At 60.5% G+C, this 18,053-nt stretch carries 16 protein-coding genes; 8 read left to right on the top strand and 8 right to left on the bottom strand.

What is annotated here, in order from left to right:
- Positions 1-153: 153 nt before the first annotated feature.
- Entirely contained in the window at positions 154-522 is a 369-nt protein-coding gene (locus QRN20_RS18960) for a PilZ domain-containing protein (protein WP_004884018.1), read from the top strand.
- 6 nt (positions 523-528) lie between these two features.
- Here QRN20_RS18960 and radA read toward each other — a convergent pair whose 3' ends face one another.
- On the bottom strand, positions 529-1,896 hold the full coding sequence (gene radA, locus QRN20_RS18965) for a DNA repair protein RadA (RefSeq protein ID WP_029243809.1): 1,368 nt from the start codon (positions 1,894-1,896) through the stop codon (positions 529-531).
- Positions 1,897-2,088: 192 nt separating this feature from the next.
- On the opposite strand from radA, the gene mscL reads away from it, so the two are divergent.
- Positions 2,089-2,535, top strand: coding sequence for a large-conductance mechanosensitive channel protein MscL (mscL, locus tag QRN20_RS18970; protein WP_004884015.1), 447 nt, complete (start codon positions 2,089-2,091; stop codon positions 2,533-2,535).
- A 748-nt stretch (positions 2,536-3,283) separates the two neighbouring features.
- Here mscL and QRN20_RS18975 read toward each other — a convergent pair.
- The gene (locus QRN20_RS18975) at positions 3,284-4,060 is read right to left on the bottom strand and encodes a ferredoxin--NADP reductase (RefSeq protein ID WP_122544970.1); all 777 of its coding nucleotides are present in this window, start codon (positions 4,058-4,060) and stop codon (positions 3,284-3,286) included.
- 341 nt (positions 4,061-4,401) lie between these two features.
- On the opposite strand from QRN20_RS18975, the gene QRN20_RS18980 reads away from it, so the two are divergent.
- Entirely contained in the window at positions 4,402-4,635 is a 234-nt protein-coding gene (locus QRN20_RS18980) for a helix-turn-helix domain-containing protein (protein ID WP_004884008.1), read from the top strand.
- Between the two features lie 132 nt (positions 4,636-4,767).
- Positions 4,768-5,892 carry a methyltransferase gene (locus tag QRN20_RS18985; RefSeq protein ID WP_122544971.1) on the top strand — a complete coding sequence of 375 codons (1,125 nt, stop codon included), beginning with the start codon at positions 4,768-4,770 and terminating at the stop codon, positions 5,890-5,892.
- Between the two features lie 95 nt (positions 5,893-5,987).
- Here QRN20_RS18985 and QRN20_RS18990 read toward each other — a convergent pair whose 3' ends face one another.
- From QRN20_RS18990 to QRN20_RS19015, 6 genes are all read right to left on the bottom strand, one after another.
- The gene (locus QRN20_RS18990; RefSeq protein WP_004884005.1) at positions 5,988-6,155 is read right to left on the bottom strand and encodes a DUF2474 domain-containing protein; all 168 of its coding nucleotides are present in this window, start codon (positions 6,153-6,155) and stop codon (positions 5,988-5,990) included.
- 21 nt (positions 6,156-6,176) lie between these two features.
- Positions 6,177-7,184, bottom strand: a complete 1,008-nt coding sequence (gene cydB, locus QRN20_RS18995; protein WP_029243806.1) for a cytochrome d ubiquinol oxidase subunit II — start codon at positions 7,182-7,184, stop codon at positions 6,177-6,179.
- Positions 7,185-7,187: 3 nt separating this feature from the next.
- Positions 7,188-8,627 (bottom strand): cytochrome ubiquinol oxidase subunit I, encoded by a 1,440-nt coding sequence (locus tag QRN20_RS19000; protein WP_004884000.1) that lies wholly within the window; start codon positions 8,625-8,627, stop codon positions 7,188-7,190.
- A 434-nt stretch (positions 8,628-9,061) separates the two neighbouring features.
- Positions 9,062-11,263, bottom strand: a complete 2,202-nt coding sequence (locus QRN20_RS19005) for a xanthine dehydrogenase family protein molybdopterin-binding subunit (RefSeq protein ID WP_122429525.1) — start codon at positions 11,261-11,263, stop codon at positions 9,062-9,064.
- Complete coding sequence (locus tag QRN20_RS19010) at positions 11,260-12,249, bottom strand: FAD binding domain-containing protein (protein WP_122429524.1); 990 nt, start codon at positions 12,247-12,249, stop codon at positions 11,260-11,262. The genes QRN20_RS19005 and QRN20_RS19010 overlap by 4 nt, the downstream gene beginning before the upstream one ends.
- On the bottom strand, positions 12,246-12,788 hold the full coding sequence (locus QRN20_RS19015) for a (2Fe-2S)-binding protein (protein WP_025995647.1): 543 nt from the start codon (positions 12,786-12,788) through the stop codon (positions 12,246-12,248). The genes QRN20_RS19010 and QRN20_RS19015 overlap by 4 nt, the downstream gene beginning before the upstream one ends.
- 275 nt (positions 12,789-13,063) lie before the next feature.
- Between QRN20_RS19015 and QRN20_RS19020 the strand changes: the two genes are divergently transcribed.
- The 4 genes from QRN20_RS19020 (at position 13,064) to ypfJ (ending at position 18,053) form a co-directional block, all read left to right on the top strand.
- The gene (locus QRN20_RS19020) at positions 13,064-14,359 is read left to right on the top strand and encodes an NCS2 family permease (protein WP_004883993.1); all 1,296 of its coding nucleotides are present in this window, start codon (positions 13,064-13,066) and stop codon (positions 14,357-14,359) included.
- Positions 14,356-15,441: a tRNA (uridine(54)-C5)-methyltransferase TrmA gene (gene trmA / locus QRN20_RS19025; protein WP_004883990.1), complete on the top strand. Its 1,086-nt coding sequence runs from the start codon at positions 14,356-14,358 to the stop codon at positions 15,439-15,441. Before QRN20_RS19020 ends, trmA begins: the two co-directional genes overlap by 4 nt.
- A gap of 242 nt (positions 15,442-15,683) precedes the next feature.
- Positions 15,684-16,970: an MFS transporter gene (locus QRN20_RS19030; protein ID WP_088234553.1), complete on the top strand. Its 1,287-nt coding sequence runs from the start codon at positions 15,684-15,686 to the stop codon at positions 16,968-16,970.
- Positions 16,971-17,162: 192 nt separating this feature from the next.
- Complete coding sequence (gene ypfJ / locus QRN20_RS19035) at positions 17,163-18,053, top strand: KPN_02809 family neutral zinc metallopeptidase (protein WP_004888329.1); 891 nt, start codon at positions 17,163-17,165, stop codon at positions 18,051-18,053.

The following is an 18,053-nucleotide window of genomic DNA, read 5'->3' on the forward strand; positions in this document are numbered from 1 at the left end:
CGCAGGCGGGCTTGTTGGCAGGTCGGAAAGAAATCTGGGGGCACCATCTGTCCGGCAACCTCTTTCAGGTCTATCGTGCATGAACAGCCTTGATAAAACAGTCCGAAGCCTTGCACCCGGCCCACGGAATACCGCAACAAGAGAGCCCTCTCGATGACCGACTCACATGCAGATCGCCGACGCTTCAAACGCATTGCCTTCGATGCGAAGACCGACCTGACGCAAGGCGACAAAAGCTGGAAAGTGCAGTTGGTCGACTTGTCGCTCAAAGGCCTGCTCATCGAACGGCCCGAGCCCTGGACGGGCGACCCTGCCCAAGACTTTCTGGTGGATATCCACCTGAGCCCGGACGTTTACGTAAAAATGGATGTGCACCTGACCCACGACAACAATCGGCAACTGGGCTTTGTCTGTCGGCACATCGGCCTGCAGTCGATCAGCCACTTGAAACGGCTGATCGAACTGAACCTCGGCGATGAGGAAGAACTGGATCGCGAGCTGGCAGCCCTGATCGAAATCTAGTGCCCGTTACTCGAACAGCGCGTCCAGTGCCTGCTCCAGACGGGTCACGCCAATGATCTGAAAGCCTGGAGGCGCCTCTTTCGGCGCATTGGCCTTGGGCACGATGGCCCGCTTGAAGCCGTGCTTGAACGCTTCCTTGAGACGCTCCTGCCCGCTGGGCACCGGCCTGACCTCACCTGACAGCCCTACTTCGCCGAAGACCAGCAGGTCATGCGGCAGCGGTCGGTTGCGCAGGCTGGACATGACCGCTGCCATCAAGGCCAGGTCGGACGCGGTTTCCAGCACTTTCACGCCGCCGACCACGTTGAGAAACACGTCCTGATCGTGAGTCGGAATCCCACCATGCCGGTGCAGAACCGCCAGCAACATCGCCAGCCGGTTCTGGTCCAGACCCAGCGTCACGCGACGCGGGTTGGACATGTGGCTGTCGTCCACCAGCGCCTGGACTTCGACCAGCATCGGCCGGGTGCCTTCCCATGTGGCCATGACCACGCTACCCGGCACTTCTTCCTGCGCACGAGTGAGGAAGATCGCCGACGGGTTGGAGACCTCTTTCAGGCCCTTGTCGGTCATGCCGAAAACGCCCAGTTCGTTCACAGCGCCAAAGCGATTCTTCACGGCCCGCAACAGACGCAGGCGTCCATCGGACTCGCCTTCGAAATACAGCACGGTATCGACCATGTGTTCCAGTACGCGCGGCCCGGCCAGCGCGCCTTCCTTGGTCACGTGGCCGACCAGAAAGATCGCCGTGCCGCTCTGCTTGGCGTAGCGCACCAGCAAAGCAGCGCTTTCGCGCACCTGCGCCACACCGCCGGGAGCCGATTGCAGTTGCTCGGTGAAAATGGTCTGGATGGAGTCGATCACCATCACCTTCGGCTGCTCGACGCGCGCCGTGGCGATGATGGACTCGATGCAGGTCTCGGTCATCACTCGCAGCTTGTCCTGCGGCAGCCCAAGACGGCGGGCACGCATGGCGACCTGCTGCTGGGATTCTTCGCCGGTAACGTACAGCGCGGGCATGCGCTGGGCGATGTTGCACAGGGTCTGCAGCAGAATCGTGGACTTGCCGATACCGGGGTCGCCGCCGATCAACACCACGGAGCCGTCTACCAGACCGCCGCCCAGCACGCGGTCCAGCTCGGCGGAGTTGGTGGAGAAACGCGGGATCTCCTCGACACTGACTTCAGCCAATGTCTTGATCTGCGCCTGCGCGCCGGTCCAGCTGGCACGACCACTCGGGGGAGCGGCGGCACCACTTTCAATCATGGTTTCGACAAGCGTGTTCCAGGCGCCGCAATCGCTGCACTGGCCCGCCCATTTGGGAAACGTCGCGCCGCACTCGGTGCAGCCGTACAAGCGTTTGGCCTTGGCCATGACAACCCCAGTCGTAAAAGCGCACATGATAACGCAGGTTGCCGCACCAATTGGGCGGTGGGCGACCCATAGCGCTCAAGACGGGATAAAACTTCCAAGGCTCAGTCCGGTCGATTGAACGTGCATCGGGCAGTACCTGCGTGAGTGGATTACACTCATTCGGGTCAATTTATCTGTAACAAGGAATTACTCATGAGCGTACTAAGCGAGTTCAAGGCATTCGCGGTCAAAGGTAACGTGGTCGATATGGCCGTCGGTATCATCATTGGCGCGGCATTCGGCAAGATCGTTTCGTCGTTCGTTGGCGATGTGATCATGCCGCCACTGGGCCTGTTGATCGGTGGCGTGGACTTCAGCGACCTGGCCGTCACCCTGCGGGCTGCCGACGGAGCCACCCCGGCCGTGCTGCTGGCCTACGGCAAGTTCATTCAGACAGTCATTGACTTCATCATCGTTGCATTCGCCATCTTCATGGGTGTGAAGGCCATCAACCGCCTGAAGCGTGAAGAAGCCAAGGCCCCTACCCTGCCGCCAACGCCGAGCAAGGAAGAAGTCCTGCTGGGCGAGATTCGCGACCTGCTCAAGGAGCAGAACAAGCCCGCGACGCCGATTACCGTAGACCCAGCCCGTCCGTTGTGAGCGTAACTCGTCTGCAATCAACGGCAAACTGAGTGGATCGTTCTCACGCTCCTGCGCTCAGCGTTCGATACAAGTCCTGCTGCAACCAACGAGCATGGGCATGATCGGCGTGCTTGAGATCACGCTGATCGTTCCTACGCTCCGCGTGGGAATGCCTCCCAGGACGCTCCGCGTCCGCTCTTGGATGTGGCGCAGATGCTAGACCAAGCTCCAGCGTTATCCACGTCATGCGCTCGGCTCACTGAATCCGCAATCTGTGCCATTTGTGACGCGTAGCGTCACGGGAGGCATGCCCACGCAGAGCGATGGTCACGATCAGTGTCGAGGCAGACTTGTGTATAACGCTGAGCGCAGAGCACGGGCACGATCGGCGTCAGGGTGATGATCGTTCCCCCACTCTGCGTGGTAACGCCGCCCAGGACGCTCCGCGTCCGCTCTTGGATGTGGCGCAGATGCTAGACCAAGCTCCAGCGTTATCCACGTCATGCGCTCGGCTCACTGAATCCGCAATCTGTGCCATTTGTGACGCGTAGCGTCACGGGAGGCATGCCCACGCAGAGCGATGGTCACGATCAGTGTCGAGGCAGACTTGTGTATAACGCTGAGCGCAGAGCACGGGCACGATCGGCGTCAGGGTGATGATCGTTCCCCCACTCTGCGTGGTAACGCCGCCCAGGACGCTCCGCGTCGGGGCAGCCTTATTTATAACGACGAGCGCCCTACGCGGTGTAGATGAATCGGGCCTTGCTTACCAGTACGTCTCCACCGCCACCTGACCCGGTTTGCGGGACAGGCTCAGGCGCATATCGCGCTGTTTGAGCACAGCGCGGGTGTCGTCGATCATCTGCGGATTGCCGCACAGCATGACCCGCGAATGCTCCGGGGTCATGGGGATGCTTGTCGCACGCTCCAGTTCGCCATTTTCAATCAGTTGCGTGATCCTGCCATTCAAGGCCCCGGGGTGCTGCTCGCGGGTAACCACAGGCAGAAACTGGAATTTATCGACGTATTCGGCCAAGTACTCACGCTGCATCAATTCGCCTATCAACTGCTGATAAGCCAGTTCCTTCGACTCGCGCACGCTGTACACCAGAACCACACGCTCGAATTTCTCCCATACCTCGAAGTCCTGCAGGATCGACAGAAACGGCGCAACACCGGTGCCTGTGGATAACAGCCACAGATCGCGACCATCGACGAAACGGTCCAGGGTCAGGTAGCCGAAGGCCTGCTTCTCGACCATCAGGCTGTCACCTTCGCGCAGGCGGCTCAGTTCGCTGGTGAACTCGCCGTCAGGCACGACGATGGAAAAGAACTCCAGAAACTCGTCATGAGGCGAAGACACCATCGAATAGGCTCGCCACACGGTGGTGCCGTCTGCCTTGGTCACGCCCAGACGCGCGAACTGCCCCGCGGTGAAGCGAAAACCGGGATCGCGCGTGGTGCGCAGGGTAAACAGGTTGGGGGTCAACGGTGTGACACGCTGAAGCGTCTGCCGGGTGAACTTGTCTTCGCTGACGGTCATGGTGTGCCTCGGGCTCCCGAATGTGAACGTTGGCGCTAAGTGTCCCGCAAAGTACGTCGGATAAACACCGGCGGTTTGTAGTGGCTTGTACCTGGTGGCGCCTGAAACGTTTAGAGCATTTGGTTCTTGCCTGCCCGGCCATGTTGCCGGACCCCGACTAACCAGCATGAAACAAAACGCGCTACGACGGCTGTTCCAGCCGGGATACTCCTTTTTGAATACATAAAAGCCATCACCCCATTCGTCTGGACATCTTCCAGCCTGCAAAATTCCCGGTGCATTTTTCCTAGACTGGATAAAAGCACAGCGATATCTCGCCATCAAAGGGTATGGAGGCGATCATGAAGAACATGGAAATCAACTCGACGGATCCATCGAATCCCAAGGGGCTGACCGAACGGGAAATAGAAGTCCTCAAGTGGTCCGCCAAAGGCAAGACAGCAGGTGATATAGCCCTGATTCTATGCTTGAAGGAGCGCACCATTCATTTTCACGTGGCCAGCGCAGTCCAGAAGCTGGGGGTGTGTAACAAGACCGCCGCCGTGGTCCAGGCGGCCTTGAGCGGCATGTTCTGAAAAAGCAGGCGACCGGGCACCAAATGGGCAGGTGTCAAAGCGCAAAAAGTACGTAAAATCACCGCTCTCAGCGAGCCCGTCAGTGGACGGGCTTACGTGACACACGCACGCCTGCACAGAGTTTTCCTGCCAATGCCCTTGCTCATCAGCCCTTTCGCTCAGCTTGATCTTATTCGCCAGCCCGAACAGCAAGATGAGCCGCTTCAGGCATTCGATGCCGCTGACGAGTACCTGCTCAACCACGTGGCGGAAATCGGGCTGACCCTGCAAAGCCGGGTCCTGGTCCTTAATGACAGCTTTGGCGCTGTGGCGGCCAGCCTTGCCGCTCACGCGACGGTGGTCAGCAGCACCGACTCGTTTCTCGCCGCCCAGGGCCTTGAGAAGAACCTGACCCGCAACGGCATGGCCTACGACAGCGTGCCGCTGATTCCTGCCAGCGAGCCGTTGACCGGCCCTTTCGACTGGGTACTGATCCGGGTGCCCAAGACATTGGCGCTGCTCGAAGAGCAACTCATCCGTCTGCAAGGCCAACTGGCACCCGGCGCACGCGTGATAGCGGCGGCGATGATCAAGCACCTGCCGCGCTCGGCCGGTGACTTGCTTGAAGAATACGTAGGGCCGGTGCAGGCCTCGCTCGCGGTCAAGAAAGCCCGCCTGCTGTTCGCCACCCCAGAGATCAGGGAAATCCGGACGTCGCCCTACCCCACGCGCTACAGGCTCGACGAGCCAGCCATCGAACTGCTCAACCATGCCAACGTGTTTTGCCGCGAAGGTCTGGATATCGGCACGCGTGCATTTCTGCCTTATCTGCCGAAGAACCTTGGCTCAGCGCGCGTTGCCGACCTGGGCTGCGGCAACGGCGTGCTGGCGATTGCCAGCGCACTGGAAAATCCGCAGGCGCATTACACGCTGGTCGATGAGTCGTACATGGCCGTGCAGTCGGCTGCCGAAAACTGGCAGGCCAGTCTGGGGGACCGGGAGGTGGTTATCCTAGCGGCCGACGGGCTGGCGGGACAGGAACCGGACTCGCTGGATGTGGTGCTGTGCAACCCGCCCTTCCACCAGCAACAGGTGGTCGGCGACTTTCTGGCCTGGCGCATGTTCCAGCAGGCCCGCGCTGCACTTGTCACAGGCGGCGCGCTGTACATCGTCGGCAATCGCCATCTGGGCTATCACACCAAGCTGTCCCGGCTGTTTCGGGGCGTCGAGCAGGTCGCGGCAACGCCCAAGTTCGTGATTCTGAAAGCCCGCAAGTAACGCCCCACTTTTTCGCAGCCAAAAAAAACCCTCCGAAACCGGAGGGTTTGTAAAACGTGTCCGTGGACACGGTGTGGGAATGCTTTCAGTGACGATCAGTGCGTCGTCAGGCCCGCAGCGCTCATGAACATCCGCATCAGGCTGGCGACGATAAACAGCGCAGTCACGCTGCCCGCCCAGATGCCGACCAGCCAGGCCAGTCGTTGCCAGAGCGGCTTGCTCAGCGCCGGATCCGGGTCGTGCATGGAGTTCTTGCCAGACATGATCAATCTCCTCTGTTCGGACTAGTGATAACCGTCTTCTGCAGTGACTTTGCCGCGGAACACGTAGTAGCTCCAGAAGGTGTATCCGAGGATGAACGGGATGATGAACAGCGTGCCGACCAGCATGAAGCCCTGGCTTTGCGGCGGCGCGGCAGCTTCCCAGATCGAAACGGACGGCGGAATGATGTTCGGCCACAGGCTGATGCCCAACCCGCTGTAGCCCAGGAAGATCAGCAGCAGGGTCAGCAGGAACGGCGTGTAATGCGCGTTGCGGGCCACGGCCTTGAACAGCCCGTACATGGTCACCAGCACCAGAATCGGCACCGGCATGAACCAGACCAGATTCGGCATGCTGAACCAGCGATGCGCGATGTCGGCGTGGGCCAGTGGCGTCCACAGGCTGATCACGCCCATCACCACCAGCACAGCCACCGCCAGAGGACGTGCCAGATCATGCATCGCTTTCTGCAACGGCCCTTCGGTCTTCATGATCAGCCAGGTGCAGCCCAGCAGTGCATAAGCCACGATCAGCGCCAGACCGCAGAACATCGGGAACGGTGCCAGCCAGTCGAGTGAGCCGCCTGCGAACTGACGATTCGCTACCGGAATGCCCTCGATGAACGCGCCCAGTGCCACGCCCTGAAAGAACGTCGCGGCCAGAGAACCGCCGATGAAGGCCTTGTCCCACAGATGACGTTTCTCGTCGGTCGCCTTGAAGCGGAACTCGAATGCCACGCCGCGGAAGATCAGGCCCATCAGCATGAAGATCAGTGGCAGATACAGCGCCGACAACACCACCGAATAAGCCAGCGGGAACGCGCCGAACAACGCGGCGCCCCCCAGTACCAGCCAGGTTTCGTTACCGTCCCAGACCGGCGCGACGGTATTCATCATCACGTCGCGGTCGGAACTGTCTTTCATGAACGGGAAGAGAATCCCGATACCCAGGTCGAAGCCGTCCATCACGACGTACATCATGATGCCGAAGATGATGATGACGGCCCAGATCAGCGGAAGATCGATACCCATGGCTTAATTCCCCTTGCCGAGCGCGTCAACGTTGTCGCCGTCTTCTGCGCCTTCAACGGCGGCGGAGAGCGGACGGGCCGGTGTACGTTTCTGACCGGGACCACCTTGCGGCACATGCTCGACGTACGCTTTGGGGCCTTTGCGCACCAGACGCATCATGTAGCCCAGACCAGCGCCGAACAGTACAAAGTAGACCACCACGAACAACACCAGGGTGATGCTCATCTGCGCGAAGCTGTGGTTGGACGAAGCATCGGCGGTGCGCATCAGGCCGTAGACGACCCACGGCTGGCGGCCGATTTCGGTGGTGAACCAGCCTGCGAGAATAGCTACCAGACCGGACGGCCCCATCCACAAGGCCAGGTACAGGAACGGACGCGACTGATAGAGCGTGCCCCGCTTGCGCAGCCACAGGCTCCACAGACCGGTCAGGATCATCAGCATGCCCAGCGCAACCATGACCCGGAACGACCAGAACACAATGGTCGAATTCGGCCGGTCTTCAGGTTTGAATTCCTTCAGCGCCGGGACCTGCTTGTCCAGGCTGTGGGTCAGGATGAGGCTGCCAAGGTACGGAATTTCCACTGCGTACTTGGTGCGCTCTTCCTTCATGTCGGGAATGCCGAACAGGATCAGCGGGGTCGGTTCGTCACCGATGTTTTCCCAGTGACCTTCAATGGCGGCAATCTTGGCTGGCTGATGCTTGAGCGTATTCAGACCGTGGAAGTCGCCCACAACCGCCTGGATCGGTGCAACGATCAGCGCCATCCACATCGCCATCGAAAGCATCTTGCGTACCGCTGGCGTATCACGACCACGAAGCAGGTGCCAGGCAGCCGACGAGCCGACAAAGAACGCAGTCGCGACGAAGGCGGCAATCGCCATGTGCGTCAGGCGATAAGGGAATGATGGGTTGAAGACCACCGCGAACCAGTCGGTCGGAATCACGCGACCGTCGATGATTTCGAAGCCCTGCGGGGTCTGCATCCAGCTGTTGGACGACAGAATCCAGAACGTGGAAATCAGGGTGCCGATGGCGACCATCACGGTGGAGAAAAAGTGCAGTTTGCGCCCGACGCGGTTCCAGCCGAACAGCATCACACCGAGAAAGCCTGCTTCAAGGAAGAACGCGGTCAACACTTCGTACGTCAGCAACGGCCCTGTGACCGCGCCTGCGAAGTCCGAGAAGCGGCTCCAGTTGGTGCCGAACTGATAGGACATGACCAGACCGGAAACCACCCCCATGCCGAAGTTGACGGCAAAGATCTTGGACCAGAAGTGGTAAAGGTCTCGATACACATCTTCGCGGGTCTTCAGCCACAGGCCTTCGAGCACAGCCAGGTAACTTGCCAGACCGATGGTGATGGCAGGAAACAGGATGTGGAACGAAATCGTGAATGCGAACTGAATTCGGGCGAGATCGATAGCCTCTAAACCGAACATAAGTGTTCCTCTCTCAGGTGAAACCGGCTGTTGGCAGCGAGCCAACAGTGACTGCCCCCACGTTATGGAGTGCTTATCTTTCTATTTGTTCTGATGACGTACGCAGGGATTGGGGGGTTGGCTCACATCAGCGGTCATTGCGCAATGACACGGGTCAACCGACAGGTAAAGAGTAGTCCCATTCAGCCACTTGAGCCGTGTGGTCTTTTGTCGCGTGGCGGGATGACTCACCCGGCAGGAATGATGCTTCTCTCAAACGAACCGGCCAGCCCGTGACGCTCCGCGTCACCTCAACAACGGACGCGGAGCGTCCCGAGAGGCGTTACCACGCAGAGCGTGGGAACGATCACAGGCATTGAACACACCTATCATGCCCTTGCTCCGCGTCACCTCAACAGTGCACGCGGAGCATCCCGAGAGGCGTTCCTGATGGGTTACAACAGCTTGTCCAGCGTGATCGGGAACTCGCGGATGCGTTTGCCGGTGGCGTGGTAGATGGCATTGGCAATCGCTGCGGGAACACCCACGATGCCGATTTCGCCTACGCCCTTGGAACCCAGCGCATTGACGATTTCGTCGTGTTCTTCGACGAACAGCACGTCGATGTCGCCAATGTCCGCATTCACCGGAATATGGTACTCGGCCAGGCTGTGGTTCATTGGCCGTCCCAGACCGTGATCGACCATAGCCTCTTCCTGCAAGGCCATGCCCATGCCCCAAACCACGCCACCAAGGATCTGACTGCGCGCCATCTTGGGATTGACCACACGTCCCGCCGCAATGGCGCTGACCACACGATTGACCTTGATAGTGCCCAGGTCCTCGTCCACCAGCACTTCGACGAACACCGCCGAATGCGTGGCCGCTGCATAAGCTTCACGTTTCTTGTCCGGTTCCGCGTCAACCTGAACCTCGATTACACCGCTGGCTTGAGCAGCCGCCAGTTCAGCAATCGACACAACCTGATCGCCCAGATGCAGGCTGCCCGACTCAAAGCGCACCTGATCCGGCGTGGTCGAGGCGTGTTGCGGGTACAGGCCCTTGGCGACTTCAAGCAACTGACGCTGCAAGGCCTGACACGCCTGCTGGACCGCTGTGCCGACTGACGACACGGTGAACGAGCCGCCTTGGAGCGGCGCAGTCGGCAGCGAAGAGTCGCCCAGCAGGAAGGTGACGTCTTCCACCGCCAACCCCAGGGTTTCAGCCGCAATCTGGGTCATGACCGTGTAAGTGCCGGTGCCGATGTCAGTGGTTGCGCTGCTGACCACCAGCTTGCCGTCCGAGCCGAGACGCGCCTTGGCGCTGGCTTTCATCTGCATCGCTTCCCACACACCACCGGCCATGCCCCAGCCCACCAGTTGGCGGCCTTGGCGCATGCTGCGGGGTTCAGGGTTGCGACGCTCCCAGCCAAAGCGCTCGGCGCCCTGTGCATAACATTCACGCAGCTCCTTGCTGGAATACGGCTTGTCCTCGTTGCCATTGCGCTCGGCGAAATTGGTCAGACGCAGGCGTACAGGATCGATAGCCAGCGCACACGCCAGTTCATCCATCGCGCATTCCAGGCCGATCAGGCCCAACGCGGCACCCGGCGCACGCATGTCCAAGGGCGTGTAAACGTCCAGTGGCACCAGCTTGTAGGTCAACTGCACGTTGTCGCATTGATAGAGCATGCCGCTCCATTCCACGACGTGCTCGGTGAAGTCCTCGAAGCGTGACGTCTGGCCGATGGCTTCGTGACCGACGGCGAGCAAACGCCCGTTGGCAGCAGCGCCAAGGCGCAGGCGTTGCAAGGTGCGTGGACGATAGCCAAAGGTGAACATCTGCTGACGCGTCAGCGTCACTCGCACCGAACGCTTGAGGTGCAGGGCCGCCATCACCGCCAGAGGCAGTTGATACTGCGGACGCAGACCGGAGCCGAAGGCACCGCCGACAAACGCGGCCAGCACGCGGATCTTGTCTTTCTCCAGGCCGAAGACCTTGTGCAGGTAATCCTGACAGTTCTGCGTGCCCTGGGTCTTGTCGTGGATCTGCAGGCTACCGTCGGCCTGATACAGAACGGTGGACGCATGCGGCTCCATCGGGTTGTGGTATTCGTTCGGCGTGTTGTAGGTCACGTCGACACTCAGCGCCGAGCTGGCCAGTTCGCCTTCGAAGTTGCCACGCGGCTTGGGCAGGCTGGACGACACGTCGTGAGCCTGCTCCAGGTCGGCCTGCAGGTCAGTCTGGTGTGCCTGCTGCTCGTATTCGATGCGAATCAGCGAACCTGCGTGCCGGGCCATTTCCAGCGACTCGGCGACGACCAGCGCCAGCGGCTGGCCGCTGTACAGCACGTTGTCGTTATAAAGAGGCCGAAACGGAGAACCGTCTGCAGAGTCAGCGTCCTCGTAGTTCTCGTCATAGCTGGCCAGCGAAGGACGGTTGGTGTGGTCCAGAATCGCAACCACACCCGGCACATTCAAGGCGTCGGAGGTATCGATCTTCAGCACACGGCCATTGGCAATGGTGCTGGAAACGACGCTGCCGAACAGCAGTCCGTCTTCCGGGTATTCACCGGCATACCGTGCGCCGCCGGTGACTTTCAGTTTGCCGTCGACTCGGTCCACGGGCTTGCCCATCGGGGAAAAAGGAACATTCATTGGGCAGTACCTCCCAGTGCCGCGTCGCTCAGGGCGCGGATGATCGCCCGGCGCGCCAGCTTGACCTTGAACGCGTTGTGCTCGAGCGGCTGCGCGTCAGCCAGCATGGCGTCTGCGGCAGCAGCAAAGGACTCGCGGGTGGCGGGTTTGCCGATCAGCAAACGCTCGATCTGCTTGTCGCGCCACGGTTTGTGGGCTACACCGCCAAGCGCCAGACGTGCATCGCTCACGACGTCGCCATCCAGCTCCAGCGCCGCAGCGACAGATACCAGCGCAAACGCATAGGACGCACGATCACGGACCTTCAGGTAGGTGCTGTGACTCGTGAAGCGCGGAGCAGGCAGCTCGATGGCGGTAATCAGCTCATCATCGGCCAACTGATTGTCACGTTGCGGCGCATCGCCCGGCAGTCGATGGAAATCCGCGAACTCGATGGTGCGGCGACCGGCACGGCCTTCAACATGCACCACCGCTTCCAGCGCAGCCATGGCCACGCACATGTCAGACGGATGCGTCGCGACGCAATCATCACTGGCGCCGAAAATCGCGTGAATACGATTGAGACCGTCTTTTGCAGGGCAGCCACTGCCAGGCTCGCGCTTGTTGCATGGCACGCCGGTGTCGTAGAAGTAATAGCAGCGCGTGCGCTGCAACAGATTGCCACCGGTGCTGGCCATGTTGCGCAGTTGCGGCGATGCACCGGCCAGCAGCGCCTGGCTCAACAGCGGATACCGCTGCTCGACCAGAGGGTGCCAGGCAAGATCGGCATTGCTGACCAGCGCGCCGATCATCAAGCCGCCCGAAGCGGTTTCAGTGACGTCCTTGAGCGGCAGATCGTTGATGTCGATCAGGTGCTCGGGGCGGGCGACGTTCTCTTTCATCAGGTCGAGCAGGTTGGTACCGCCCGCGATGAAGCGTGTGGCCGGGCCGCTCAGGTCGATGGCGGCGCGGATATCGGTCGGCTTGCTGTAGGTGAACGGATTCATGCGCTCACCTTCTGCTCTTGAGTCTGGGTCTGGGTCGCGTCGTGAAACTGCGGCAAGGCTTCTTCCACGGCGGCGAGAATGTTGCTGTAGGCGCCGCAACGGCACAGGTTACCGCTCATCAGTTCCTGAATTTCGGCGCGAGTGCTGGCACGTCCTTCATTGGCAAGGCCTACGGCCGAGCAGATCTGCCCCGGCGTGCAGTAGCCGCACTGGAAAGCATCGTGCTTGATGAATGCCTGCTGCATCGGATGCAGCGTGTCGCCATCCGCCAGGCCTTCGATAGTGGTCAGTTCTGCGCCATCGCACATGATCGCCAGCGTCAGGCAGGCATTGATCCGCTTGCCGTCGCGCAGTACGGTGCAGGCACCGCATTGACCGTGGTCGCAGCCTTTCTTGGTGCCGACCAGATCGAGTCGGTCGCGCAACAGGTCAAGCAAGGTGGTCCAGGGCTGTACATCGAGTTGACGCAGTTGCCCATTGAGGGTCAGCGAGATCGCATGACCTGCGACATCCTTGGGAATCGGGTTCGTAGCATTCATGGAAACCTCACGGTAGGTACTCATTCAGCGCATTTTTATGCGTCTTAGGGGGTACGACTTCGCATGATTTGCAACGTTCAGGGTTTCTCGGCAGCGATAGACAGGCGTGCAGATCATCCAAAAGCCTTCATCCACGCGCACCCATCGTGTTTGGCTGCTGGTATGATGCGCGGCTTTTTCCGACCCGCATCATTTCGCGGGCTGCCCGGGCAGCCTGTGCTTTGCTGTTGGAGTTGAATCATTCACGACGCAGGCCGCGTCACGGGGAGCCAGACATGCTGGAAAGGCTGTTTCAACTCAAGGCACATAACACCAACGTGAGGACTGAAATCCTCGCGGGCGTCACGACGTTCCTGGCGATGGCTTACATCCTGTTCGTCAACCCGAGCATCCTCGGCGCAACCGGCATGGACAAGGGCGCTGTGTTCGTAGCGACCTGTCTGGCCGCCGCCATCGGCTCGGCCGTGATGGGCCTGATCGCCAACTACCCGATTGCACTGGCACCGGGCATGGGCCTGAACGCCTTCTTTACCTACACCGTGGTCCTGCACATGGGCCATACCTGGCAGGTGGCACTGGGTGCGGTATTTCTGTCGGCGGTGATGTTCTTTCTGTTGTCGATCTTCCGCATCCGCGAGTGGATCATCAACAGCATCCCCTTGCCCCTGCGTTCGGCCATTGCGGCCGGTATCGGCCTGTTTCTGGCGCTGATTGCCCTGCAGAATGCCGGTATCGTGGCCAGCCACCCGGTCACCATGCTCACCATGGGCGATCTCAAGCAGCCCGCACCGATTCTGGCGACGCTGGGCTTCTTTCTGATCGTTGCACTGGACAAGCTCAAGGTCAAAGGCGCAGTGCTGATCGGCATTCTGGCGGTCACCATTGCTTCAATTGCGTTGGGCTTCAGTGAATTTGGCGGAGTCGTATCGATGCCGCCATCGCTGGCGCCGACCTTTATGCAACTGGACATCATGGGCGCACTGGACGTCGGTCTGGTCAGCATCATCTTCGCCTTCCTGTTCGTGGACATCTTCGACAACTCCGGCACCCTGATCGGCGTGGCCAAGCGCGCCGGATTGATGGGCAAGGACGGTCACATGCCGAAAATGGGCCGCGCACTGATCGCTGACAGTACGGCGGCAATGGCCGGTTCGTTGCTCGGCACCTCGACCACCACCAGCTACATCGAATCCGCGGCCGGTGTGAGCGCCGGCGGCCGTACCGGCCTGACGGCCATTGTGGTGGCCGTGCTGTTCCTGCTGGCGTTGTTCTTCGCGCCACTGGCCAGCAGCGTGCCGATCTATGCGACCGCACCTGCCCTGCTGTTCGTTGCGGTGCTGATGGCCTCGGGCATGGCCGAAATCGATTGGGACGACATCACCGTCGCCGCGCCTGTAGTGATTACCACACTGGCGATGCCGTTCACCTATTCCATCGCCAATGGCATTGCCTTTGGTTTCATTTCCTGGACAGCGATCAAACTGCTGTCGGGTCGCGGGCGCGAGCTGAATGCCGCGCTGGTGATCCTGTCGATCCTGTTCGTGATCAAGCTGGGCTGGTTCAACGCATGAGTGTTCCTTTCGATCCCGCGAGCTACGAAAGTCAGCTCGAAGAAAAGACCGTCCGCCTGCGCGAACTGCTGGCACCTTTCGACGCGCCTGAACCTCAGGTATTCGATTCGCCACGCGAGCATTACCGCCTGCGCGCCGAGTTCCGCCTGTGGCGCGAAGACCAGAAGCGTTACTACGCGATGTTCGCACCGGGCGACAACAGAACGCCGATCCTGCTCGACGGTCTGCCGATTGCCAGCGAGCGTATCAACGCGTTGATGCCGGTGCTGCGCGAGCGCTGGGAAGCCAGCCCGAATCTGAACCACAAGCTGTTCCAGGTGGACTTCCTGACCACCCTGGCGGGCGATGCGATGATCACCCTGTGTTATCACCGCCCGCTGGACGAGGTCTGGCAGGCTGAAGCCGAGCAACTGGCAGCCGACCTGAACGTGAGCCTGATTGGTCGCTCCAAGGGTCAGCGTCTGGTCATCGGGCATGACTACGTGACCGAGAAGCTCGACGTTGCCGGTCGCACCTTCAGTTATCGCCAGCCGGAAGGCGCGTTCACCCAGCCTAACGGCACTGTGAACCAGAAGATGCTCGACTGGGCGTATGACGCGCTGGGCGAGCGCAGTGACGATCTGCTGGAGCTGTATTGCGGCAACGGCAACTTCACCCTGCCGCTGGCCACTCGGGTGCGCAAGGTGCTGGCGACCGAAATCAGCAAGACCTCGGTCAATGCTGCGCTGAGCAATCTGGAAGACAATGCGGTCGACAACGTCACGCTGGTGCGCCTGTCTGCCGAAGAGCTGACCCAGGCACTGAACGAGGTGCGTCCGTTCCGCCGTCTGCAGGGTGTGGACCTCAAGAGCTACGAGTTCGGCAGCGTGTTCGTCGATCCGCCGCGCGCCGGTATGGACGCAGACACCTGCGAGCTGACCCGCCGCTTCGAGCGCATCCTGTACATCTCCTGCAACCCGGAAACCCTGGCCGCCAACATCGCCCAGCTGCACGACACCCACCGGGTCGAGCGCTGTGCATTGTTTGACCAGTTTCCGTATACCCACCACATGGAATCGGGTGTGTTGCTGGTCAGGCGCTGACACTCCGCGCCGCCCCAACAGCGGACGCTCCGCGTCCGCTCTGGAATGTGGCGCAGATGTGTGCGCAAGCTCCAGCGTTATCCACGTCATGCGCTCGGCTTACTGAATCCCCAGTCTGCGTCACATCGGAAGCAGACGCCGCCCCTCGCGGAAAAAGACCCATCGATTTTTTCGTTAGCATCCTATCTATAAGCTGAGGTATAACCCGTAACGCGATCACACTGCTTCGATGGAAGTCTGTCTTGAGCTCTGAATCCCCCACTGCTTCATCATCCGTAAAACTGTCCAGCCAGCCCGGCTTCATCAGTTTCATCCTGTCGCGCCTGATGGCGGTTTTCGCCATGCAGATTCAGGCCGTTGTGGTTGCCTGGCAGGTCTATGACATGACCCGCGAGCCGATGGCGCTGGCCTATGTCGGCCTGGCTCAGTTCATCCCCATGCTGCTGTTGCTGATGCCTGCGGGCGATCTGATCGATCGCTACAACCGCAAGGTCATCCTGATGATCAGCTGGGGCGTACAGGCGGTGTGCGGCCTCATTCTGCTGGTCTTCTCGGCCATGAACCTGCAGGACCTGCGGCTGATCTACGGCGCGCTGATGCTTTACGGCTGCGCCCGCGCATTCACCGGTCCTGCTCTGCAGAGCCTGTTGCCGCAGATCGTACCCCGTGAACAACTCGCCTCGGCGATTGCTACCAACAGCGTGATCATGCGCTGCTCGACCGTCGGCGGCCCGCTGATTGGCGGCTACCTGTACTGGCTGGGCGGTGCAGAGCTGACCTACTCGGTGTGTGTGGCAGCGTTCATCGCCGGGATCCTGCTGCTGGCACGTGTCGCGACGCCGTACGCAGGCAAATTGGTGGACCTGAGCGACAGCGCCTGGGGTCGTTTCACAGCCGGGATCGCCTTCATCCGCTCACGCCCGATCATCCTGGGCACCATTTCGCTGGACCTGTTCGCCGTTCTGCTGGGCGGCGTGGTGGCGCTGCTGCCGATCTATGCCCACGAAGTGCTCAACCTCGGCCCGCAAGGACTGGGCATGCTGCGCGCCTCAATGAGTCTGGGTGAACTGGCGACCGGCATCTACCTGAGCATGCGTCCACTGGATCGCAACGTGGGCATGACCATGTTCATGGCCGTCGGGTTGTTCGGAGTGGCGAATCTGGTGTTTGCCCTCTCCACGTTATTCTGGCTGTCGTGCCTGGCGCTCCTGATCGCCGGAGCTGCGGACATGGTCAGCGTTTATATCCGCTCGGCGCTGGTGCAGTTCTCGACACCGGACAACATGCGTGGCCGGGTCAACGCGGTGAACATGCTGTTTATCGGCTCTTCCAACGAGCTTGGCGAATTCCGCGCAGGCACCAGCGCTTCGCTGATCGGCGCGATTCCAGCCGCGATCATGGGCGGCGTCTGTACGCTGGGCGTCGTTGGCGCCTGGATGACCGGCTTCAAAACGCTGCGGCAGGTGGACCGCTTCGCCGACGCCACCCCTACAGAAGTGTCAGACAGCACGCTCGCAAAAGCACACTGAGCCCCAGAGCAGCGCCGCCCGGATTCAGAAAACCGGTATCGCGGCGCCGCTTCTTAGAACCAATCGGTCTCCCCCACCCTCTATACCTCGCATCACGCATTGCGCCGCCCGTGTTTCACTTGGCATGGGACAGGTTGGCGCGTATTGGTTTGACCAGCGACACTCATTGCACGATAAGAAGAGGGATCCGACATGCTCTGGAAAAAAGGCCGACGCAGCGACAACGTGGTCGATGCACGTGGTGAAAGTAGCGGCGGCGGTGGCGGAGGCATGCGCATCGGTGGCAAGGGACTGAGCCTGGGCGGTATCGTGATCGTGGTCGCCATCGGGTTGCTGACCGGTCAGGACCCGATGCAGATTCTGGGACAACTCACCGGCCAGATGACCGAGCAAAGCGCTCCGGCCAACACGCAGACACGTCAGGCACCACCGGCCAATGATCAGCAGGCCGAGTTCGTGCGCAGCATTCTGGGCGACACCGAAGACACCTGGCGCGCAGTCTTCGCCCAGAACGGTCGTCAGTACAAGGACCCGACGCTGGTGCTGTTCAGCGGCCAGGTAAACTCGGCCTGCGGCTTCGCAACCTCCGCGACCGGTCCTTTCTACTGCCCCGCCGACCAGCAGGTGTACCTGGATCTGGACTTCTTCCGCGAGATGTCGCAACGCTTCTCCGCAGCGGGTGACTTTGCTCAGGCTTACGTGATCGCTCACGAAGTCGGCCACCACGTACAGACCCAGCTCGGCATTTCCGCCAAGGTCGACGCCGCCCGCAAGTCAGGACAGCGCATGGAAGGCAGCACCGGTTTATTGGTCCGTCAGGAGCTTCAGGCTGACTGTTTCGCAGGTGTTTGGGCCTATAACGCACAAAATCGTTTGAACTGGCTTGAGCCGGGTGATATTGAAGAAGCGCTAAACGCAGCCAACGCCATCGGCGATGATCGTCTTCAGCAGCAAAGCAGTGGTCGCGTCGTACCGGACTCCTTTACCCACGGAACTTCGGCCCAGCGAGTACGCTGGTTCAAGACCGGCTTTGCGCAAGGCCAAATCACCCAATGCGATACTTTCGCCGCCAAGAGTCTCTAA

This window comes from Pseudomonas sp. fls2-241-TYG-175, from assembly GCF_030209155.1.
Taxonomy (GTDB): Bacteria; Pseudomonadota; Gammaproteobacteria; order Pseudomonadales; family Pseudomonadaceae; genus Aquipseudomonas; species Aquipseudomonas viridiflava.

Bases quoted from the DNA above. Each gene is read 5' to 3' on its own strand.
- QRN20_RS18985 (WP_122544971.1), top strand. From the start codon at position 4,768: ATGCCCTTGCTCATCAGCCCTTTCGCTCAGCTTGATCTTATTCGCCAG.
- QRN20_RS19010 (WP_122429524.1), bottom strand. From the start codon at position 12,249: ATGAATCCGTTCACCTACAGCAAGCCGACCGATATCCGCGCCGCCATC.
- QRN20_RS19015 (WP_025995647.1), bottom strand. From the start codon at position 12,788: ATGAATGCTACGAACCCGATTCCCAAGGATGTCGCAGGTCATGCGATC.
- mscL (WP_004884015.1), top strand. From the start codon at position 2,089: ATGAGCGTACTAAGCGAGTTCAAGGCATTCGCGGTCAAAGGTAACGTG.
- QRN20_RS18960 (WP_004884018.1), top strand. From the start codon at position 154: ATGACCGACTCACATGCAGATCGCCGACGCTTCAAACGCATTGCCTTC.
- QRN20_RS19000 (WP_004884000.1), bottom strand. From the start codon at position 8,627: ATGTTCGGTTTAGAGGCTATCGATCTCGCCCGAATTCAGTTCGCATTC.
- QRN20_RS18980 (WP_004884008.1), top strand. From the start codon at position 4,402: ATGAAGAACATGGAAATCAACTCGACGGATCCATCGAATCCCAAGGGG.
- QRN20_RS18975 (WP_122544970.1), bottom strand. From the start codon at position 4,060: ATGACCGTCAGCGAAGACAAGTTCACCCGGCAGACGCTTCAGCGTGTC.
- radA (WP_029243809.1), bottom strand. From the start codon at position 1,896: ATGGCCAAGGCCAAACGCTTGTACGGCTGCACCGAGTGCGGCGCGACG.
- ypfJ (WP_004888329.1), top strand. From the start codon at position 17,163: ATGCTCTGGAAAAAAGGCCGACGCAGCGACAACGTGGTCGATGCACGT.
- trmA (WP_004883990.1), top strand. From the start codon at position 14,356: ATGAGTGTTCCTTTCGATCCCGCGAGCTACGAAAGTCAGCTCGAAGAA.
- QRN20_RS19005 (WP_122429525.1), bottom strand. From the start codon at position 11,263: ATGAATGTTCCTTTTTCCCCGATGGGCAAGCCCGTGGACCGAGTCGAC.
- cydB (WP_029243806.1), bottom strand. From the start codon at position 7,184: ATGGGTATCGATCTTCCGCTGATCTGGGCCGTCATCATCATCTTCGGC.
- QRN20_RS18990 (WP_004884005.1), bottom strand. From the start codon at position 6,155: ATGTCTGGCAAGAACTCCATGCACGACCCGGATCCGGCGCTGAGCAAG.
- QRN20_RS19020 (WP_004883993.1), top strand. From the start codon at position 13,064: ATGCTGGAAAGGCTGTTTCAACTCAAGGCACATAACACCAACGTGAGG.